Here is a 17724-nt window from a genome sequence, read left to right on the forward strand (position 1 = left end):
ATTACATAATATTAATTCCCTCCAAACACATTTTTTCCATTATTCCTACGTTATCCCCCGCAACCATTTGCTAGACTCACCTTAGATTTTGGCATTTATGAACGGGTTAATATGATGAAAGTACGGATGAAAATGGCAATCACACTGGCGTTATTATTCACTCTGGCAGGCTGTTCCAGTGACTACGTGATGGCGACAAAAGAGGGGCAAATGCTCCTGACGCAGGGAAAACCCGTGCTGGATAAAGATACCGGGCTGCTCAGCTATATCGATGAGCAAGGTAATCAGAAACAAATCAACAGCGATCAAATCTCCCAGATCGTGCAGCGCTAACGGCAACGTTAGCCCGATATTCACCCCATCGAATGACGCTCTTCGGCAAAATCCTGCTGAAGGGCAACAGAAGAGACTTCCCCACTCGCCACGGCTTCGTTTATAGTCGAATTCAGGTGTGTTTTCCCAAACTCATTGGAATCGCAGCAAATCATGCGGAAATGAGGGGAAATACGCCTGCTATTTTCAGACATAAGGAAGCTGGCAATGCAATATCACCGTATTCCCCATAGTTCTTTAGAAGTGAGCGTGCTGGGTCTTGGTACGATGACCTTTGGCGAACAAAACAGCGAAGCAGACGCTCATGCTCAGTTAGATCACGCCATTGCCGCAGGTGTTAACCTGATTGACACAGCAGAAATGTACGCCGTTCCCCCGCGCCCGGAAACACAGGGGCTAACCGAGAGTTATATCGGTTCCTGGCTGAAATCCCGTGGCGGACGTGAAAAATTGATTGTGGCCAGTAAAGTCTCCGGCCCCGTGCGCGGAAACGATCACAGCATCCGGCCACAGCAGGCGCTGGACAGAAAAAACATCCGTGCCGCGCTGGATGCCAGCCTGCAACGCCTGAATACCGACTATATCGATCTCTATCAGTTGCATTGGCCACAGCGCCAGACCAACTGCTTTGGCAAGCTGAACTATCAGTATACGGATGACAAACCGCAATATACTGAAGACAAATCGGTCGTCACGCTGCTGGAAACGCTGGAAGCGCTAAATGAACAGGTGCGTGCCGGTAAGATCCGCTACGTCGGCGTCTCCAACGAAACCCCGTGGGGCGTGATGCGTTATCTGCATCTGGCGGAAAAGCATGACCTGCCGCGTATCGTGTCGATTCAGAACCCCTACAGCCTGCTGAACCGCAGTTTCGAAGTCGGCTTAGCGGAAATCAGCCAGCATGAAGGTGTGGAACTTCTCGCCTATTCATCACTGGCATTCGGTACGCTGACGGGGAAATACCTGAACGGCGCGAAACCCGCTAACGCACGCAACACGCTGTTTAGCCGCTTCACCCGTTATACCGGCCCACAGGCTCAGGCAGCAGTTGCCGAGTACGTAGCGCTGGCGCAAAAGCACGGTTTGGATCCGGCGCAAATGGCATTGGCGTTTGTGCGTCAGCAGCCGTTCGTCGCCAGTACGCTGCTGGGCGCGACGACACTGGAACAGCTGCAAATCAACCTCGACAGCCAGAACCTGACGCTGGACGGCGAGATCCTCGACGAGCTGGAAGCCATCCATCGCCGGTTCACGTTCCCAGCGCCGTAAACGCCAAAATCGGGGCCACAGGGTTCATCGGCATTTTGCCGTGATCCGGCGTAAAAAATTATGCTGAGGAGATAGCTGGCTTCAGATGAGCCGCAGGACGCGGCGAAAGCTTGCGCCACGTCGGACAAAAACGTCAGAGACGTTTTTGAACAGCACTCGTGCTGGCCCGAAGGGCGAGCCCCATTTATGGGGCGAGTAAACGTGTCGCAAGCGGTCTGCTAAGCCGGATATCGACGAAGGTACCGCGCCAGCGGCATAATTCCCGCCGAAAGCCTGGGGTCACGGGGCGAGCGGCGTGTGAGCCGTCCCGTGTCGGGCGCGTGCTACGAGGTAGCATGAAAATGACGGTATTGTGGCGCACGAAACTGTCTCTCAGTTTGCATAGAAATATGGCTAAGAAACACTTAATCAAGGGTTGAACTATTTTTAGGCTGAAACAACGGAACGTCTTTACCGGTGATATAGCGCTTACGCAGCCAGGACGATATCCCATCCATAATCATCACTATCGAGACTAAAATCAGGGTGATAAACATCACCACATCCCAGTTCCATAAGCGCATATTCTCCGCATAAACCAGACCGATGCCTCCCGCACCGACAAAACCTAGCACGGCGGCAGAGCGGGTATTCGATTCAATCTGGTAGAGGCTGAGCGCCAGAATAATGGGGAACGACTGTGTGAAGATACCAAAGCGGTGTTTTTGCAGCGCAGTGGCACCTAGCGCGCTCAGGCCTCGTCCGGGTGAACGTTCGACGGCTTCATGCCCTTCCGCGTAGAGCTTGCCGAGCAGGCCAATATCCTGCATCACGATGGCCAACAATCCCGCCAGCGGCCCCAGCCCGACGGCTCGCACGAATATCAGCCCCCCAATTGCCATATCAATACCGCGCATCATGTCCAACAGACATCGCACCAGCAGCGCAATGGGCCGTAACCCGCGACGCTGCATGATGTTACGCGCCGCAAAGAAGGAAAGTAGCAGTGCGATACAGGTCGCGGTTACCGTCCCCGCAAACACGATCGATAGCGTGATGGCAATTTGCGACAGGTAGTAACCAAAGGGCCAATTGAGAAAATCATGCCAGACAAACATGCGTAAAAAATAGCGTCCCAGCTGCGCCGAGCCATTGACCCACTGCTGCCAGCTGATGCCAAAAGTCTGGAAAAAGAACAGGTAATACAGCGTGACCGCCAGCGCCAGCAGTGCAATTCGGCGTAGATAGCGCGACTGCATGCGAAACAGGTCGGGATGCTGCTGTTTCAATTTATCGACATCAGGCGACGTCACGGTTCTCATATCACTGTCCTTCTACCACGCGGCGGCGTAAATAGCCGGATAAACCATCCAGCAGCGAGACCACAACGAGAATCAGCAATAAGGTCATACTAACCTGATCGTAGCGATCGAGCTTAATGTTGGTCATCAGTTCCTGGCCGATGCCGCCCGCGCCAACCAGACCAAGAATCGTGGAGGAACGGAAATTAATCTCCATACGCATAAAGCTGTAGGAGAGAAAAATCGGCTTTACCTGTGGCCAGAAGGCGAAACGCATAATCTGGAGCTTACTGGCACCACAGCTTGCCAGACCGCGTACTGGCCGATCGGAAGCACTTTCCAGAGACTCATAAAACAGTTTGGTTAAGCTGCCGACGGTGTGCAGTGCCAGCGCAATAAAGCCGGGCATGGCTCCAATCCCAAAAGCCATGACAAACATGACCGCCCAACCCAGCTCCGGCATGGTGCGTAAAAACGCCACCAGCGCGCGAATAGCCACACGCAGTAACATCGAGCTTTGCGTATTCGCGGCGGCACAGAATGCCAGCATCGTGGCAACCGCCACCGCAACGATCGTGGAAGCCAGCGCCATTTGCAGCGTTTCCCAGATCAGCGGCAGCTGTATCGGCAGCCGATATCCCCAATAAGCCAGAGAGCCTTCGGTATGAGCGTTCGCCAGAAGCTGCTGCCAGTGCAGCACAGGTAGCGTATCGTGCAAGTAGCTGAAAAAACTCGGCAGAGAAGACCAGATGGTTGCGGGGCTGAATTCAGCGACCTTGCCCGCCCCCAGAAACAGGCAGGCCAGCAGCAAAGACCACAGTAGCGCCTCGCGCTTCTGTCGCCCTTTAATCTGTTGATAATATTGTTCAAAGTCATTCTTCAAAACAGTGTCCTGTTTATCGGGCGATATGTCATGCCCTGGCTTTGATGAGCGGACCGAAATGTTGCCGCCCGTTCGATGTCACGTCCGAACGGGCGTTTAGGGAACGGCGAAGCGCCTGTGCTCGATCAGCGATTGCCCTGCGTCAGTTCGCGCTTCATGTCGATGATGTGCTGGTAATCATTCAGGCTTGCCGGGCCGATATGCTGAGTCCCGCCCATCGCCTTGGTAAAGCATTCATGCTGATCTTTATCCAGCTTCATCACCGCAGTAATGACCTTCTGTTTGAAATCCGCAGGCAGCTTGTTGCTGACCAGAATCGGGCCGTTCGGGATCAGCGGGGATTGCCAGATAATCCGGATCTGCTGCATCAGGTTCGGATGATCCATACGAATCAGGCGGGTAAAAGCGCCGGCGGTGTAGCCAGTGTTGTAATCGCCCACCATTGATGTCCAGGCGACGGCACCGTCAAATTGGCCGTTCAATACGCCCAGAATGTCTTGCTCATGGCCGCCAGAAAACGTCACGCTGGAAAAGAAATTGTTGTATTTGTTGTCGTTATTCCCGCCAAATTTCTGTTTGAAAATCTGATTGGGCACCAGAAAGCCCGAGGTGGAATCGGGATCGGCAAAACCAAAGGATTTCCCTTTCAGGTCTTCCAGCTTTTTGTACGGGCTGTCGGCTTTGACCACCACCACGGAGTGGTAGCCGCGTGACAGATCTTTATCGTCAACGGCGATGCCGACGATATCCACTGCGTTAGGATCTTTCAGATAGACAGAGGCGAAAGCCGACGGCGACATACTCAAAACCAGATCGACTTTTCCCCCCAGCAATCCCTGAATGACGCCGGAGTAATCCGAAGCGTTACGCAACCGGGTCTCAACCCCCAGCTCTTTATCAAGGAACTGTTTGACGCACTGGTTATCACCGATCTGCTGTGTCGCATTTTGCCCGCCCAAAATACCCAAATTCAGCTCTTTGGGCGTCCCCGCCGCCGTCGCGCTGAAGACGGTCAGTGAGCTGGTTAACATCATCGCCAAACCAAAGATCTTGCTCATTGTTATCACCTGTTCTCGTGTCAAAGGCCATCGTGTTAAACGCACACCGTCTTAAATACACATCGTGTTCAATGCATATCGCATTAATGTGCGTTCAGTTCATCGCCATACAGCGTATGAAGCAGCGGCTCATCCAATTGCGTTGGATGCCCGTCAAAAACAATGCGCCCTTGGGCGATCCCGATAACCCGCGTGCAGTACTGCTTCACCAGATCCACCGAGTGCAGATTAACCATCACGCTAATCCCCTGCTGACTCACTTCCCGTAAAACATCCATGATGCGGCGGGTATTTTTGGGATCGAGCGACGCGACGGGTTCATCGGCCAGCAAAATTCTGGGCTGCTGCATGAGAGCCCGACAGATAGCGACACGCTGCATCTGGCCGCCAGAGAGGTTTTCCGCACGTTGTAACGCCTGCGGCAGCATATTTAACCATTGCAACAACTCGATGGCGCGAGCGCGGTCCTCGTCGGAAAACACACGAAAAAGTGACTTGAGCGTGGAGGTTTGGCTAAGGCGACCCAGCAAGACATTGGTGAGGACATCCAGCCGCGGCACCAGACAGAAATCCTGAAAAATCATGCCGCAATGGGCGCGCCATTGGCGTATCTGGCGCGAGCGTAGCTTGATAATATCCTGTGGCTGCTCACCGCTGTAATTGATGATTTCACCGCCAGAGGCTGAAATCGTGCCGTTTAACAAATGAAGCAGCGTCGATTTTCCCGCCCCGGAACGGCCAATGACGGCAACGAATTCTCCCGTGTGCAGATCGAAGTTAACGTCATCTAGCACCCGGTGTTGTGGAGACCACACTTTCCCCACGCCACGAACGGACAGAACCTTTTGTGGCCGAACGGGCTGCAACTGCGTTTTGAATTCGAGGCCAGATTTCAATTGTGCCTGTGCCATCTTGATATCCACTGTGGTGAGGTAGCCCCCTCATTAAGAACAGATGGCGTGATGGTTTAATGAACGCTAAATGATTAAATAATGACCAATTGAAACGATTTGTGAGGCTATCCTTAGCCGCGCCAACATCCGCTAATAAGCAAATCAATCGATTAGTACACCTTCTGCCCTTTTGCCCACACATGACGAATATGAACATGGCCGTGAAGCGTATGAGCCAGAACCAGATCGGCACGCCCTCCTTCAGCAATCACACCGCGATCGTGTAGCCCAATCGCGCGGGCGGGATTGCGCGTCAGCAAGGTGATAGCGCGCGGCAGGTCATAAGGATTGCTCTCATCCTGTGCCAGACGAAAGGCAGCATCAAGCAGGCTGGCGGGGTAGTAATCGGAAGAGAGAATATCCAGCAAACCCTGCTGCGCCAGCTGGCTGGCGGATACGTTGCCCGAATGCGAACCGCCGCGTACCACGTTAGGTGCGCCCATCAACACCAGCAACCCTCGGTCGTGTGAGTATCTCGCCGCCGCCTCAGTGGTGGGAAATTCAGCAATCGCACAGCCCACCTGAAGGGATTCGTTAACGTGTTCTACCGTGGCATCGTCATGGCTGGCTAATGCGATCCCTTTTTTACGGCAGAGTGCCGCGATCGCCAGCCGATTGGGCTGAGACCAGCAAGCGGCCAATCCCCTCTGTTCTTCTTCAAACGCGTCCATCTGTAGGTTACTGAGATGATATTTTCCCTGAAAATATTCGCGGTATTTCTGCAACGATGTGTACTGACGCTGGCCGGGCGAGTGATCCATCAATGACACCAGCAATAGGTCGGGGGTATTCATCAGTTTTTCAAACAGCGGCACCGTGGCGTCGTACGGCAGTTCGCAGCGCAGATGCAGCCAGTGCTCGGCGCGGTTTAGCCCTTTTTCCTGTCCCTGACGGATCGCCTCAACCATTTTGTTGAGATTATCGAAACGATGACCACCATCCCGCACGTCCCCCACGGCAATCGCATCCAGCACGGTGGTGATACCATTCGCCACCATCAGCGCATCGTGGCTGCTCATAGCCGAGTAGGCTGGCCAATCCACTTTTGGCCGCGGGGTAAAAAATTTATCGAGATTATCGGTATGCAGCTCCACCAGCCCCGGCAGCAGGAATCCCCCTTCGCCATCAAAAGCCCCAGGCTGCTGGCTACATGCGCTGCTGACGTGAACAATGACGCCGTTTTGCACGTCCAGCGATCCGTAAACCACCTCATTTTCCAATACCAAACGGACATTATTGATAATCATGTTGCTGCACCCCGGGATAAGGTTGCATAGCGTGTAAATGCGTGGCGAGCCGGTTACGCGCCGCACCGTCATGGAAAATACCGACAATCGCCGCCCCGCCCTCACGGGCTTCTTCAATCAGTTGAACCACCACATTGCTATTGCCGCTGTCCAGCGACGCGGTAGGTTCATCCAGCAGGAGAATGGGGTAATCGGCGATAAACCCTCGGGCGATATTCACCCGCTGCTGTTCTCCCCCGGAGAAGGTCGATGGCGGTAGCGACCAGAGTCGTTCTGGTACGTTGAGCCGCGCGAGCAACTGTCTGGCGCGATCCTCACACTCAGCACGCTTCAGACCGCGTTCCAGCAGAGGCTGAATGACGACATCCAGCGTAGAGACGCGGGGAATCCCCCGTAAAAACTGGCTGACCCAGCCAATGGTATCGCGGCGAATGGCAAGAATTTGCCGTGACGGAGCGTTCACTAAATCGACCCAGTGCTGGTGATGCTTAACCCAGATATGGCCGCTGTTAGGCTGGTAGTTGGCATACAGCGAGCGGAGCAGCGTCGACTTGCCACTGCCGGAATGACCATCCAGCACCACGCATTCCCCTGCCTTGACCTCAAAATTGGCGTCATGCAACACGGGCAAAGCGGCACCATGCTGATTGTGTAACACGAAGACTTTATAAAGATGCTCAACGCGAAGTTGTGTGTTCATGGCGTGTTCCGATTGATTACAACCTGATTCACCCGCGCTGGCGCGGGATTCGTGAGGCTTCCATCAGCTCAGGACTGACGAAACCAGCAGTTGCGTATAAGGGTGTCTGGGGTCGTCCAGTACGCGGTCAATCAGGCCGCTTTCGACAACCCGCCCTTGTTTCATCACGATCAGGTGGTGAGCCAGCATCCTTGCGACGCCCAAATCATGCGTCACGATCACCACCGCCAGATTCAGTTCACGCACCAGCGTCCGTAAGAGATCCAGCAAGCGAGCCTGTACGGAAACATCAAGGCCGCCGGTCGGTTCGTCCATGAAGACCAACTTAGGGCGCGTCACCAGACTACGGGCAATTTGCAGACGCTGCTGCATACCGCCAGAAAAGGTGGTAGGCAGATCGTCAATACGCGCGACGGGGATCTCAACGTCCTGTAACCACCGGCTTGCCTGCTGGCGAATCTCACCGTAGTGGCGCTGCCCGGCGGCCATCAGCCTTTCACCAATATTGCCGCCGGCCGAAACCTGCGGGCGCAGGCCATCAAGCGGATACTGATGCACCACGCCCCATTCGGTGCGCAGCAGACGTCGCCTCTCACTTTCGCTCAGGCGATATAAATCGCGTCCCTGATAGTTAATCGTTCCCTGCTGTGGCGTTAAACGTGCCGAGATAGCCTGTAATAGCGTGGTTTTTCCCGAACCCGATTCGCCGACGATCCCCAACACTTCCCCGGGAAAAAGCTCGAACGAGACGTCTTCAAAGCCCTTTTCCGGCGCATAAAGGTGCGTCAGGTTATTGACCGCCAGCAGCGGCTGTTCACTGCGATTCATGGTTTTGTTTCTCCTGCTGCTGACGGCAATAATCGGTATCGGAGCAGACAAACAGACGCGATCCTTCATCATCTATCACGATTTCATCAAGGTAGCTGTCATGCGACCCGCACAGCGCACAGGGCTGATCCCAGCGTTGTACGCAGAACGGGTGATCGTCAAAATCCAGACTTTTCACGTCACAGTAAGGAGGCAAGGCGTAAATGCGTTTTTCTCTGCCCGCGCCAAACAGTTGCAGCGCGGGCATCCGGTGCATTTTGAGGTTATCAAACTTGGGTATGGGCGAAGGATCCATCACATAGCGGTCGTTCACCTTCACCGGATACGCATAGGTTGTCGCAATATGACCATAGCGAGCGATATCTTCATATAACTTCACCTGCATGATGCCGTACTCTTCCAGCGCATGCATTTTGCGCGTCTCGACCTCACGCGGCTCAATAAAGCGCAGCGGATCGGGAATAGGCACCTGATAGATTAGGATTTGATCTTCTTTCAGCGGCGTTTCAGGAATGCGGTGGCGCGTCTGAATCAGCGTGGCCTCAACGGTGCGCTCGGTGGTCACCGCCCCGCTCACGCGCTGGAAGAAACGTCGGATAGAGACGGCATTGGTCGTGTCGTCCGCGCCCTGATCGATCACTTTCAGCACATCGTTTTCACCAATCAGACTGGCGGTGAGCTGAATGCCGCCGGTTCCCCAGCCGTAGGGCATCGGCATTTCCCGTCCGCCAAACGGCACCTGATAGCCGGGAATCGCTACCGCCTTCAAAATAGCGCGCCGGATCGTGCGTTTGGTTTGCTCATCAAGATAGCCAGGGTTATAGCCGCTTAATTCATGCATCTTTGCCCTCCTGATACTCCTGACGCAGACGTTTCAATAATTCCAGCTCGGCCTGAAAATCGACGTAATGGGGTAATTTGAGGTGGGAGACAAATCCCGCCGCCTCAACGTTATCCGCGTGCGACAGCACAAACTCCTCATCCTGCGCCGGGCTAGTTACCCGTTCGTGATGCTCTGCGGTTTGCAGCGCACGATCCACCAGAGCCATCGACATGGCTTTACGCTCCGCGCGCCCAAACACCAACCCGTAGCCTCGGGTAAAGTGCGGTGCTTCCTCATCCCTGTCGGTAAACCCGTTAACCATTTCACATTCGGTCAGCAGGATTTCGCCGATTTCCAGCGGAAAACCCAGCTCCTCCGGCACAATCTCTACCGTGACAAAGCCGGTGCGGATCTCTCCGGCAAAGGGATGAGTGCGGCCATAGCCGCGCTGTGTCGAGTAGCTCAACGCCAGTAGAAAGCCTTCATCTCCCCGCACCAGCTGTTGCAAACGTGCCGAACGCGGAGCGGGATAACTCGGCGGATCGCGGGTGATATCGCACGGTTCGCTGCCGTCATCCTCTTCCCTGACGGCAAAGCCTTCGCGGGTCATCAGATCAAATATCAGCGGACATGTTGCTTCCAGCGGTATCTCTGCCATGGACGGCGCGGGGGTATCACCGTTGGCAAGCAGCGTGAAATCCAGTAAACGGTGAGTGTAATCATAGGTAGGGCCGAGAACCTGACCGCCCGGCACATCTTTGTAGACCGCGGAAATGCGTCGCTCAATCCGCATGTTTGCCGTCATTAGCGGCAGGCTGTCCGCCAGACGCGGCAGCGTCGTGCGATACGCGCGCAGCAGAAAAATAGCTTCCACTATATCGCCACTGGCCTGCTTGATTGCCAGCGCCGCCAGTTCACGATCGTAAATACCGCCTTCGGTCATCACGCGAGCGACCGCCAGCCCGAGCTGTTGTTCAACCTGCTGGCAGTCAATTTCCGGGATATCACGATCCCCACGACGCAGATCCTCCTGTAAGCGATGGGCATTCTCTATCGCTTTCTCTCCCCCTTTCACGGCAACATACATCAGCAGACCTCCACATGGGTGGTGCGCGGTAATGCCATCAGGGCATCGGCACAGGTGAACATCAGATCGATACCTTGAGGAAAGGGATCGGGACGGTGACAGAGATAGCGCAGCATGTCCGGTGGCAATTGCGGATCAACGACGCGTGACGTTTCCAGCCCCGGCCCGCTCAGGCGCAGCGGCGTACCGCCGGTCAGGCCACTGACCTCGATGATGACCGTGGTACTCTTTTCCGGTGACATGACGTCACCCGCAGAAAACCGCGACAGCGCGATGGCTGACGAGACATGAAGCAAGGCGAAGGCCGCCGACTCATCGCGGGTCAATATCGCACCGGTATGAAAACGCAGGTTGCTACGGAGGGATTCATCATCCAATGCATCATCCAGCCAGAGCGGCGTATCGCGATCGACCAGCGTCAGCATCACCGCCGTCGAAGCGGGAGAGAGTCGCCCCCAGCCTTGCTGTAACGGTAAGGTCACCGTTACGCCCGGTTCGCTTACGGCTTTGAGGATGCGCCGAAAAGCACACTGCGCGTCAGCCACTGGCTGCGCAAAGCTCGCCTGTATAGACATCAGTTATCTCCGCGAACCAACGTGAAAAAATCGACCTTGCTGCTGGCGATTTCACGCGCGCGCTGTTCACACAGTTCGGCACGCTGCACCGCCAGAGGGGTGATGAGATGCTCTTGCAACCGATCGTGGTTTTCCGGCTGTTGCAACAGCGCATCAATAACGGCACAGCGCTCGGCATGGGCTTTATCGCGACCGGCCACATAGCTGTATCCACATGTACCGTCTGCCAAACGCACCACAGCACGGGTTATCGTCATATCTCCCAAAACAAAGCGCTTGCCCGTTCCCCCCATTCTCGCCTGTAGGCGAGTCAGGCCAATTTCAGCGGCGCGCAGCAGGGCGTACTGCGGGTGTAAATTGAGCGCGTGCCAGCGCTTTTCCAGCTCGACCACCGGGCTGAATGCCAGCACCGAGAGCCAGCGTTGACGGTGTGTTAGCGTATCCATCTAGTGCTCCAGCGTCAGTTCGATCATATCGCCGCGCGTCAGGCTGACGGAGTACTCGGCGATCTCACCGCTTGCGGTTTTATTCAGCGTGCGCAAGCACAGCAGCGGTGCCTGCGCGTCGATTTCCAGCAGCCGACTCTCTTTAGCCTGAGCCAGACGCGCACTGATGCGAGTCTGTGTGCGAACCAGCACCTGATTCAGTCGCTCGGTAATAAAGTCGTGCAGCGAGCCGCTATTGAACTGCTGTAAATGCGGCCACCAGGAAAGATTGGGCAGGAAATGGTTAATGACACAGACGGGAATACCGTTCACCCGGCGCAGCGTGCGCAAGTGGATGACGTTATCGCCTTCGCCACAGCCCAGCGTGGTGGCGATCTCCTGACTGGCAGGACTCAGCATCGCAAAGAGTCGTTCGCTGGAGGGATTACTGCCTTGATCCAGCAGGTTCTGGCTAAAGTGAGCCTGCGCATGCAGCGGGTAGTCATAAGGTCGCATCAGCACCAAAATCCCCACACCGTGACGACGTTGAACCAGCCCTTTTTTCACCAAATCATCTACAGCCCGGCGTAACGTATGGCGATTAACGGCGTAGTGCGTCGCCAGCTGCTTTTCAGAGGGAAGGTAGTCGCCACATTTGTAGCGTTCGCGTAGCGCTTCTTCTAACCGGGCGGCAATCGCCTGATAGAGCGTGGTCGGATGTCTGGACAACTGCATCATAAAAAATCTCCCAGAAACAAGGGGCATTAATACGATTCGGAAGGCGAATGCTGGAATGCATAAATATTGAACAATATTGGCGGGGGAACATGTCGATATCGTTAATCAGACATGGCACAAAAATGAACTTTTTTCGATAGGCTGCTAACGATGTATGGCTATCGGCAGCGCATTATTTCACTGGACGACAGCCCTGTATCAAACGCCCCACACACGGCTTTACCCGCGCGTGGGGGATGATTTTCAAGTATCAGAATGTGAGTCCAAACTGCATGTTGGCGCTGTTTTCGCTCATTTTATCGCTCACCAGGCCCTGGTAGCCCAGCAACAGCGTCGCATTCTGCCTAATCGCCAGCGTGACGCCCGCCCGCACTAGCAGCGCATCGCGATCGTCAGTGGCAGAGTGGACGGTATAAGCATCGCCGCCTTGCACAAAACTCAGCCGCGTTTGATTACGATCCGGCGTCAGGCGTCGCTGATAGCCCGCATCGGCATAAAGCCGAACAGGCGAGAGTGAAGACCAGCGCGCCTCACCGCGTAAGCCCAGCGTTGAGTATCCCGCCCCGCTGTCCTGACGTTCCCAGCGCAGCGCGGCGGCGCTACCGTGTTCCTGACCACCCGCGAGATCGAGCCAGGCATACGAGAGGTTGCCATAAGGCTCGACGCTTAAGCTGTCATTGAACGCAAACCGATGGCTTCCTTCTGCAAATCCCTGAAAAAGGTGCGCATGATAATCTGCCTGCGCGCGGCTCGTGAGTCCGGGCACCTGAATGTCTCGCTCGCTGCCCATATCCAGATAGCTGTAGACCAGACCGGAGCGCCATGCGATGCCGCTATAGCCCGTTCCCCAATAGCTGCCAACGTGATAAGCCGTCACATCGTTACTGGCGGCACGCGCATCGGTTTTGATCTTGCTTTTCTCTGCGCCGACAACGACACCCAGCGTGCTGCTTTCACCGACGGGGCTACCGTTACCGATTAAGAAGCCATAGCCGCTGTGGTTAACGCGTGAGGATTCAGCGGTCTCATCGAACTGACCTTTGTTCGCCCACGTACTCAGCCAAAGCGACTGTGCATTTTCATCGTGCAGTGCGCTGTTGATCTCGCCTCGCACGTACCGGCTACGCTGGAGCAATGCGGCACGCGAGGCGGCATAGATCTCGCCATCGAGGTTATCAAAGGCAGCTCGTGCGGTCGCTTCACTGCGGCTGTTCGCGATAGCAGAGAAAACCGGCCCACTATTCTGGCTCTCGATCGTCTGCGCAACGGCGCGTTGATTAAGACTGGTAGCAACGTCATTAAAGGCGCGATTATTGCGTACCACGTCCAGATAAGCCTGCTTGTTGCCATAGCTCAGCGTATCTTGCAGGAAAGGCTGGGTTGAGTTGGACGTTAAACCATCAAAGCTGCCGCTCAGGGTGCCACCGACATTCAAGAGGGTAAACCGATCGCCCAATGACTGCGAAGGCGCATCCAGCACCACGGTGCCCGCCAGTGTCGCATCCCGTGTAACATTCAGGCCATCGGCGTTCCCCTGCTCATCAATCTCATAGTGATAAAGACTGCCGGGCTGAAACACCACATTGCCGACCGTTAATGTGCCAACGGATGCGCCGGGCGAAAGCGTGGAGCCATTCTCAAGCGTGACGGTGCCGGCGATGTTGCCATGCCCGCCCAGCGTCGCCGCAGATTGCACCCAGACATCCCCCGCCAGACTGCCGCTCCCCTGCGCCACTTTGCCTACCACGACGCTGCCGCCTTCGACAATGGTCGGCCCGAGATAGGTGTTATTGCCCGTCAGATAAAGCGCCCCTGCGCCTTGCTTACGCAAGCCGACATCCAACTGATACAGAGGACTACTGCTGGTCGTATTTTTCACCTGTGCGATGTCATTGCTCCAGGTGCTGGAATATCCTTGCGTATCAACCCCGTAGATCGCGTAGTTACCGTTAAACGTTCCACTACTGAGATCGCTATTGCTTAGCCTCTGGGCATTCAATGCGCCCGGCCCCTGCACCGCTTTATACGCATTAACCATCCCCTGACCAAACAGCGACTGGTAATCCTCCGTCGTAAGCACATTGATATTTTGCGCACTGGCACGGGCACGAATCGCGCTGCGCACCTGTTCATCCGTAAGATTATCGAAGAACGCATCCTCTCTGACCCGCGCCAGAAAGACGGTCATTTCCTCATCGCTAAACGTAACGGCATTGCCCGTCGCGTAAACATTGAGGTCACTACTGAGATAGTTTTGATGGTCATCGTAATTCTTGTGAATGAGCAACACCGCACGCGGGGTGTTACTCCCCGTGAGCGGCGTCGCCGTAGACAAAAGAATATCAGCGAGCTGCTTACCGTTCAGATAGGGAAACGCCTCAGATGCCAGCGCGGCAACACCCGAAACATAGGGCGTCGAAAACGACGTGCCGCTGAATTTGTCAGTGGTGTTCGCATCTCTGGTAGAAACGATATTCACGCCCGGCGCAAGTAGCGTATAAGCCGATGCCCCAAGTCCCAGGTTACTAAATGATGCAATAAACGCCGCGCTGGAAGGACGCTGAGAAGGGTCGTAAGCCACAACACTTAGCCAGTTATTGGCAATCGTATTGTCAATGCCGTAGGCATCTAATAGCGTTGGCAGCCCAGCATTAATCGATGGCGTCAGATGGCCTTCGTTCCCGGCAGCAAACACCGTTAACTGGCCCTGTTTTGCCATCTCCGTACCAATCACCATATTGTTATTGATGATACCGTCCAGCAATTCAATCTGACGATCGGCGCTAAACGTCTGCACCGTGTCGTTAAATATGCTGTATCCCCAGCTATTATTGACGATCTTGATATCTGGACGATCGAGTACGCTAAGCTGGGCGTTAACCAATGTATCCGATGAAAAAGTGGTTCCTAACGGCAGCAGCGTCGCCTGATAGGCGATGCCGTGAATGCCGCTATCGTTTTTCGCCGCACCAATGACGCCCGCAACCGCGTAGCCATGAGATGTCCCATTCCATGGCGATGAGATCCACCCCGCGCCCGAATCCACCCGTCCGGCAAATTCATCACCGCTCAGTTCGCCGGTAGCATCAATGACCGCAACGCCAACGCCTTTCCCCGAGAAACCTAGACTGTAGGCTTCTGCCGCGTTGATCGAATCCAGTGCGGCACCGTTACGCTCATACTCCGCCGTGCGAAAATTATCCGCGCCCCATAATATTACAGGACAAAACAGCAGTAACCCCATCGCAAGCACGCGGTAACGAGCACCATCACGACCACCGTTCATACCGGCATGGCGCGACGTCGCCGCGATACATATTTCATTGTTTTTACATGAATTACTTTTAAAGAAATGGTTGTTAAAAGGATTATTTTTGAAAGGAGGGATTTTCCACATCGAGAGCATTAACGACACCCTGTTCGAACATAAATGTGATTGTCACTCTATGTTACTAGTACAAATAATCATAACGCATGAAGGTAACAATCAATGAATTTCATGAGGCATTCGGTTACAGGTAAAGCGGTCAGACCGAAAAGGAAAATACGGAGAAGGGGTGAGAGGAAAAGGACGATCAAAAAACGGGCCTCAGCCCGTTTCCTTAAGCGACGCCAGTTTACTTCAGCGTCTGCAACAGACTCTTGCGCTGGTTTTCCAGCGATGTGACGCGGCTACATACATCATTGCCGAAGCGCTGGAACTCCAGCTCCTGATTGTTCCACTCGGCCTGAATCGCTTTCTGCAAACCACCGAGGTTGCCCATCATCGCCTGTAGCGGGTTGCCGCCGCTGGACATCTGTTTCACGCCCATTTCGTTCAGGCTGTCCTGCAAGACGCCGCCCATGCTTTGCTGCACAAGCTGCTTGCCATCTTGCTCAACTTGCTTAATCGCCTGATGGTGAAACGTCAGGCCATCGGTGCGGTGTTCGATAATTCGGTTCATCTGCTGCTTGAGCTGTTTATCCAGCGTAGTCAGACGATTGCGCACATTGCTGTCGCTGCCAAGCTCCTGCACGATCACGTTATCCAGCGCGACCCGCGCTTTTTCAAGATGCTGCTGCGCGCCCTGATCGATCCACGGCAGCTGCTGGCGTAAATCTGCCTGATAGGCTTTGGCCTTCTGGCGCTGTTCGGCGTTCAGAGTCAGCGGCGTACCGTTACGGACGATATCGCCCTGCGGGGAGAGTTGTAAATTGCCGCTGGCACCCACGACCTGTACGTGTTGCGGACTGATAATAATGTCGTCCTGCGGGTTCACGTTGCACTGGTAGGCTGCCTGCGCTTGCCAGGACAGCAACATCAATAAACCCAGGGTTATTTTACGCGACATATTTTCTCCTGAAGAAAACAACGGCAGTAGCGGGAGAGCGGTAATCCGCCCGTTGAGGAGGCGGATAACGCCTGAGCCAGAATCAGCTCAGGCATGCCTTGATAAGACCAAGGATTACAGCAGGTGTTCTGGCAGATCCCACCAGATATCGAACAGGTTGCTGACTTTCACGTCAGTCAGTTTCTGCTCTTCCAACCAGCGGCTAACCAGTTGGCGATGCTCTTCGGTGCAGTGACCAATTTTTTGCAGACAGATCAGACCTTCCCAGAGCAAATAACCGCTGCCTTCAAATGCCAGTCCTTGTGGTTCAATGACGTCGTCAACGAACTTATCCATCAGCTGATCGATATCTTCTACGCTAGTGCCTTCTGGAAAGCGGAAGCTGACAGAAAAACCTAATTCCTGAAACTCATCGATATGAAGCTTTTTACGTAAACGACGGCTACGAGCTTGTGCCATTTTATTTTATCCTCTCAAACATCAGATCCCACACGCCATGCCCCAAACGCTGGCCACGTGCTTCAAATTTCGTCAGCGGGCGGGACTCCGGCCGCTCAACGTACTCATTATTATTGGAAAGATTACGGTACTCGGTGACAGAGGTCATCACTTCGAGCATATGTTGCGCATAAGGTTCCCAGTCTGTTGCCATATGGAACACGCCGCCGACTTTCAGCTTACTCCGTACCAGTTGGACGAAAGGTACCTGGACGATACGGCGTTTATTATGGCGGGCTTTATGCCACGGGTCTGGGAAGAAGAGTTGAACCATGGACAGTGAGCCATCCGGGATCATATTCATCAGCACTTCGACCGCATCGTGACACATCACGCGCAGATTGCTGATTCCCGCCTCCTGTGCGGCAGCGAGACAGGCCCCCACGCCCGGCAGGTGAACTTCGATACCGAGGAAATTCTGCTCAGGGTGCTGTGCCGCCATCGTCACCAGCGAGGCGCCCATTCCAAACCCAATTTCCAGCACTACCGGCGCGTCACGACCAAATAGCACGTTAAAATCGACCAGCTCGGTCTGATATTCCACGCCCATCACCGGCCAGTAGTTATCCAGCGCCAGCTGTTGCCCGTTCGTCAAACGCCCCTGACGGCGGACAAAACTGCGGATACGACGCATCGGGCGCCCATTTTCATCAAATTCCGGTGAAATGACGTTGTTAATCATAAAGAGTGCTTACT

18 protein-coding genes are annotated in these 17724 nt (G+C 54.6%); 2 read left to right on the plus strand and 16 right to left on the minus strand.

All coding sequences use genetic code 11. The annotated features are described in order from the left end of the window. Positions 1 to 126 precede the first annotated feature (126 nt). A complete protein-coding gene (locus ACIPUG_RS11700; protein ID WP_275898963.1) occupies positions 127 to 333 on the plus strand; it encodes a YgdI/YgdR family lipoprotein in 207 nt (68 codons plus the stop codon). A gap of 207 nt (positions 334 to 540) precedes the next feature. After that, the gene (locus tag ACIPUG_RS11705; protein WP_039283942.1) at positions 541 to 1602 is read left to right on the plus strand and encodes an NADP(H)-dependent aldo-keto reductase; all 1062 of its coding nucleotides are present in this window, start codon (positions 541 to 543) and stop codon (positions 1600 to 1602) included. Positions 1603 to 2006: 404 nt separating this feature from the next. Here ACIPUG_RS11705 and phnE (ACIPUG_RS11710) read toward each other — a convergent pair whose 3' ends face one another. From phnE (ACIPUG_RS11710) to trmB, 16 genes are all read right to left on the minus strand, one after another. Next, positions 2007 to 2903: a phosphonate ABC transporter, permease protein PhnE gene (phnE, locus tag ACIPUG_RS11710; RefSeq protein WP_400338477.1), complete on the minus strand. Its 897-nt coding sequence runs from the start codon at positions 2901 to 2903 to the stop codon at positions 2007 to 2009. Position 2904: 1 nt separating this feature from the next. Further along, on the minus strand, positions 2905 to 3765 hold the full coding sequence (phnE, locus tag ACIPUG_RS11715; RefSeq protein WP_040043914.1) for a phosphonate ABC transporter, permease protein PhnE: 861 nt from the start codon (positions 3763 to 3765) through the stop codon (positions 2905 to 2907). Between the two features lie 125 nt (positions 3766 to 3890). Beyond that, entirely contained in the window at positions 3891 to 4823 is a 933-nt protein-coding gene (gene phnD / locus ACIPUG_RS11720) for a phosphonate ABC transporter substrate-binding protein (protein WP_400338479.1), read from the minus strand. 83 nt (positions 4824 to 4906) lie between these two features. Then, complete coding sequence (gene phnC / locus ACIPUG_RS11725; RefSeq protein WP_039283926.1) at positions 4907 to 5734, minus strand: phosphonate ABC transporter ATP-binding protein; 828 nt, start codon at positions 5732 to 5734, stop codon at positions 4907 to 4909. A 152-nt stretch (positions 5735 to 5886) separates the two neighbouring features. Next, positions 5887 to 7023 carry an alpha-D-ribose 1-methylphosphonate 5-triphosphate diphosphatase gene (phnM, locus tag ACIPUG_RS11730; RefSeq protein ID WP_014914399.1) on the minus strand — a complete coding sequence of 379 codons (1137 nt, stop codon included), beginning with the start codon at positions 7021 to 7023 and terminating at the stop codon, positions 5887 to 5889. Beyond that, positions 7010 to 7723, minus strand: a complete 714-nt coding sequence (gene phnL, locus ACIPUG_RS11735; RefSeq protein WP_400338481.1) for a phosphonate C-P lyase system protein PhnL — start codon at positions 7721 to 7723, stop codon at positions 7010 to 7012. Before phnL ends, phnM begins: the two co-directional genes overlap by 14 nt. 63 nt (positions 7724 to 7786) lie before the next feature. Next, on the minus strand, positions 7787 to 8551 hold the full coding sequence (gene phnK / locus ACIPUG_RS11740) for a phosphonate C-P lyase system protein PhnK (RefSeq protein WP_100017449.1): 765 nt from the start codon (positions 8549 to 8551) through the stop codon (positions 7787 to 7789). Continuing rightward, positions 8538 to 9392 (minus strand): alpha-D-ribose 1-methylphosphonate 5-phosphate C-P-lyase PhnJ, encoded by an 855-nt coding sequence (locus ACIPUG_RS11745; RefSeq protein ID WP_400338483.1) that lies wholly within the window; start codon positions 9390 to 9392, stop codon positions 8538 to 8540. The genes phnK and ACIPUG_RS11745 overlap by 14 nt, the downstream gene beginning before the upstream one ends. Next, positions 9385 to 10461, minus strand: coding sequence for a carbon-phosphorus lyase complex subunit PhnI (locus ACIPUG_RS11750; RefSeq protein WP_400338485.1), 1077 nt, complete (start codon positions 10459 to 10461; stop codon positions 9385 to 9387). Before ACIPUG_RS11750 ends, ACIPUG_RS11745 begins: the two co-directional genes overlap by 8 nt. Further along, positions 10461 to 11036, minus strand: a complete 576-nt coding sequence (gene phnH, locus ACIPUG_RS11755; RefSeq protein ID WP_400338486.1) for a phosphonate C-P lyase system protein PhnH — start codon at positions 11034 to 11036, stop codon at positions 10461 to 10463. The genes ACIPUG_RS11750 and phnH overlap by 1 nt, the downstream gene beginning before the upstream one ends. Then, complete coding sequence (phnG, locus tag ACIPUG_RS11760) at positions 11036 to 11482, minus strand: phosphonate C-P lyase system protein PhnG (protein ID WP_400338488.1); 447 nt, start codon at positions 11480 to 11482, stop codon at positions 11036 to 11038. Before phnG ends, phnH begins: the two co-directional genes overlap by 1 nt. Next, positions 11483 to 12196, minus strand: a complete 714-nt coding sequence (phnF, locus tag ACIPUG_RS11765; protein WP_400338553.1) for a phosphonate metabolism transcriptional regulator PhnF — start codon at positions 12194 to 12196, stop codon at positions 11483 to 11485. It abuts the gene before it with no gap. A 253-nt stretch (positions 12197 to 12449) separates the two neighbouring features. Then, the gene (locus ACIPUG_RS11770) at positions 12450 to 15485 is read right to left on the minus strand and encodes an autotransporter domain-containing protein (RefSeq protein WP_400338490.1); all 3036 of its coding nucleotides are present in this window, start codon (positions 15483 to 15485) and stop codon (positions 12450 to 12452) included. 331 nt (positions 15486 to 15816) lie between these two features. Then, positions 15817 to 16530, minus strand: coding sequence for a DUF2884 domain-containing protein (locus tag ACIPUG_RS11775; RefSeq protein WP_010282855.1), 714 nt, complete (start codon positions 16528 to 16530; stop codon positions 15817 to 15819). A 114-nt stretch (positions 16531 to 16644) separates the two neighbouring features. After that, positions 16645 to 16989 carry a YggL family protein gene (locus ACIPUG_RS11780; RefSeq protein ID WP_014914389.1) on the minus strand — a complete coding sequence of 115 codons (345 nt, stop codon included), beginning with the start codon at positions 16987 to 16989 and terminating at the stop codon, positions 16645 to 16647. Position 16990: 1 nt separating this feature from the next. Continuing rightward, positions 16991 to 17710, minus strand: coding sequence for a tRNA (guanosine(46)-N7)-methyltransferase TrmB (trmB, locus tag ACIPUG_RS11785; RefSeq protein WP_400338492.1), 720 nt, complete (start codon positions 17708 to 17710; stop codon positions 16991 to 16993). Between the last annotated feature and the right edge of the window lie 14 nt (positions 17711 to 17724).

It is taken from the genome of Pectobacterium sp. CHL-2024 (assembly GCF_044751765.1).
In the GTDB taxonomy this organism is placed as follows: Bacteria; Pseudomonadota; Gammaproteobacteria; order Enterobacterales; family Enterobacteriaceae; genus Pectobacterium; species Pectobacterium brasiliense.

Coding starts and splice junctions, on each gene's coding strand:
- phnE (WP_400338477.1), bottom strand. CDS start 2,903: ATGAGAACCGTGACGTCGCCTGATGTCGATAAATTGAAACAGCAGCAT.
- ACIPUG_RS11780 (WP_014914389.1), bottom strand. CDS start 16,989: ATGGCACAAGCTCGTAGCCGTCGTTTACGTAAAAAGCTTCATATCGAT.
- ACIPUG_RS11705 (WP_039283942.1), top strand. CDS start 541: ATGCAATATCACCGTATTCCCCATAGTTCTTTAGAAGTGAGCGTGCTG.
- phnG (WP_400338488.1), bottom strand. CDS start 11,482: ATGGATACGCTAACACACCGTCAACGCTGGCTCTCGGTGCTGGCATTC.
- phnK (WP_100017449.1), bottom strand. CDS start 8,551: ATGAATCGCAGTGAACAGCCGCTGCTGGCGGTCAATAACCTGACGCAC.
- ACIPUG_RS11775 (WP_010282855.1), bottom strand. CDS start 16,530: ATGTCGCGTAAAATAACCCTGGGTTTATTGATGTTGCTGTCCTGGCAA.
- ACIPUG_RS11745 (WP_400338483.1), bottom strand. CDS start 9,392: ATGCATGAATTAAGCGGCTATAACCCTGGCTATCTTGATGAGCAAACC.
- phnF (WP_400338553.1), bottom strand. CDS start 12,196: ATGCAGTTGTCCAGACATCCGACCACGCTCTATCAGGCGATTGCCGCC.
- phnC (WP_039283926.1), bottom strand. CDS start 5,734: ATGGCACAGGCACAATTGAAATCTGGCCTCGAATTCAAAACGCAGTTG.
- ACIPUG_RS11700 (WP_275898963.1), top strand. CDS start 127: ATGAAAATGGCAATCACACTGGCGTTATTATTCACTCTGGCAGGCTGT.
- phnM (WP_014914399.1), bottom strand. CDS start 7,023: ATGATTATCAATAATGTCCGTTTGGTATTGGAAAATGAGGTGGTTTAC.
- ACIPUG_RS11750 (WP_400338485.1), bottom strand. CDS start 10,461: ATGTATGTTGCCGTGAAAGGGGGAGAGAAAGCGATAGAGAATGCCCAT.
- phnL (WP_400338481.1), bottom strand. CDS start 7,723: ATGAACACACAACTTCGCGTTGAGCATCTTTATAAAGTCTTCGTGTTA.
- phnH (WP_400338486.1), bottom strand. CDS start 11,036: ATGTCTATACAGGCGAGCTTTGCGCAGCCAGTGGCTGACGCGCAGTGT.
- ACIPUG_RS11770 (WP_400338490.1), bottom strand. CDS start 15,485: ATGAACGGTGGTCGTGATGGTGCTCGTTACCGCGTGCTTGCGATGGGG.
- phnD (WP_400338479.1), bottom strand. CDS start 4,823: ATGAGCAAGATCTTTGGTTTGGCGATGATGTTAACCAGCTCACTGACC.
- trmB (WP_400338492.1), bottom strand. CDS start 17,710: ATGATTAACAACGTCATTTCACCGGAATTTGATGAAAATGGGCGCCCG.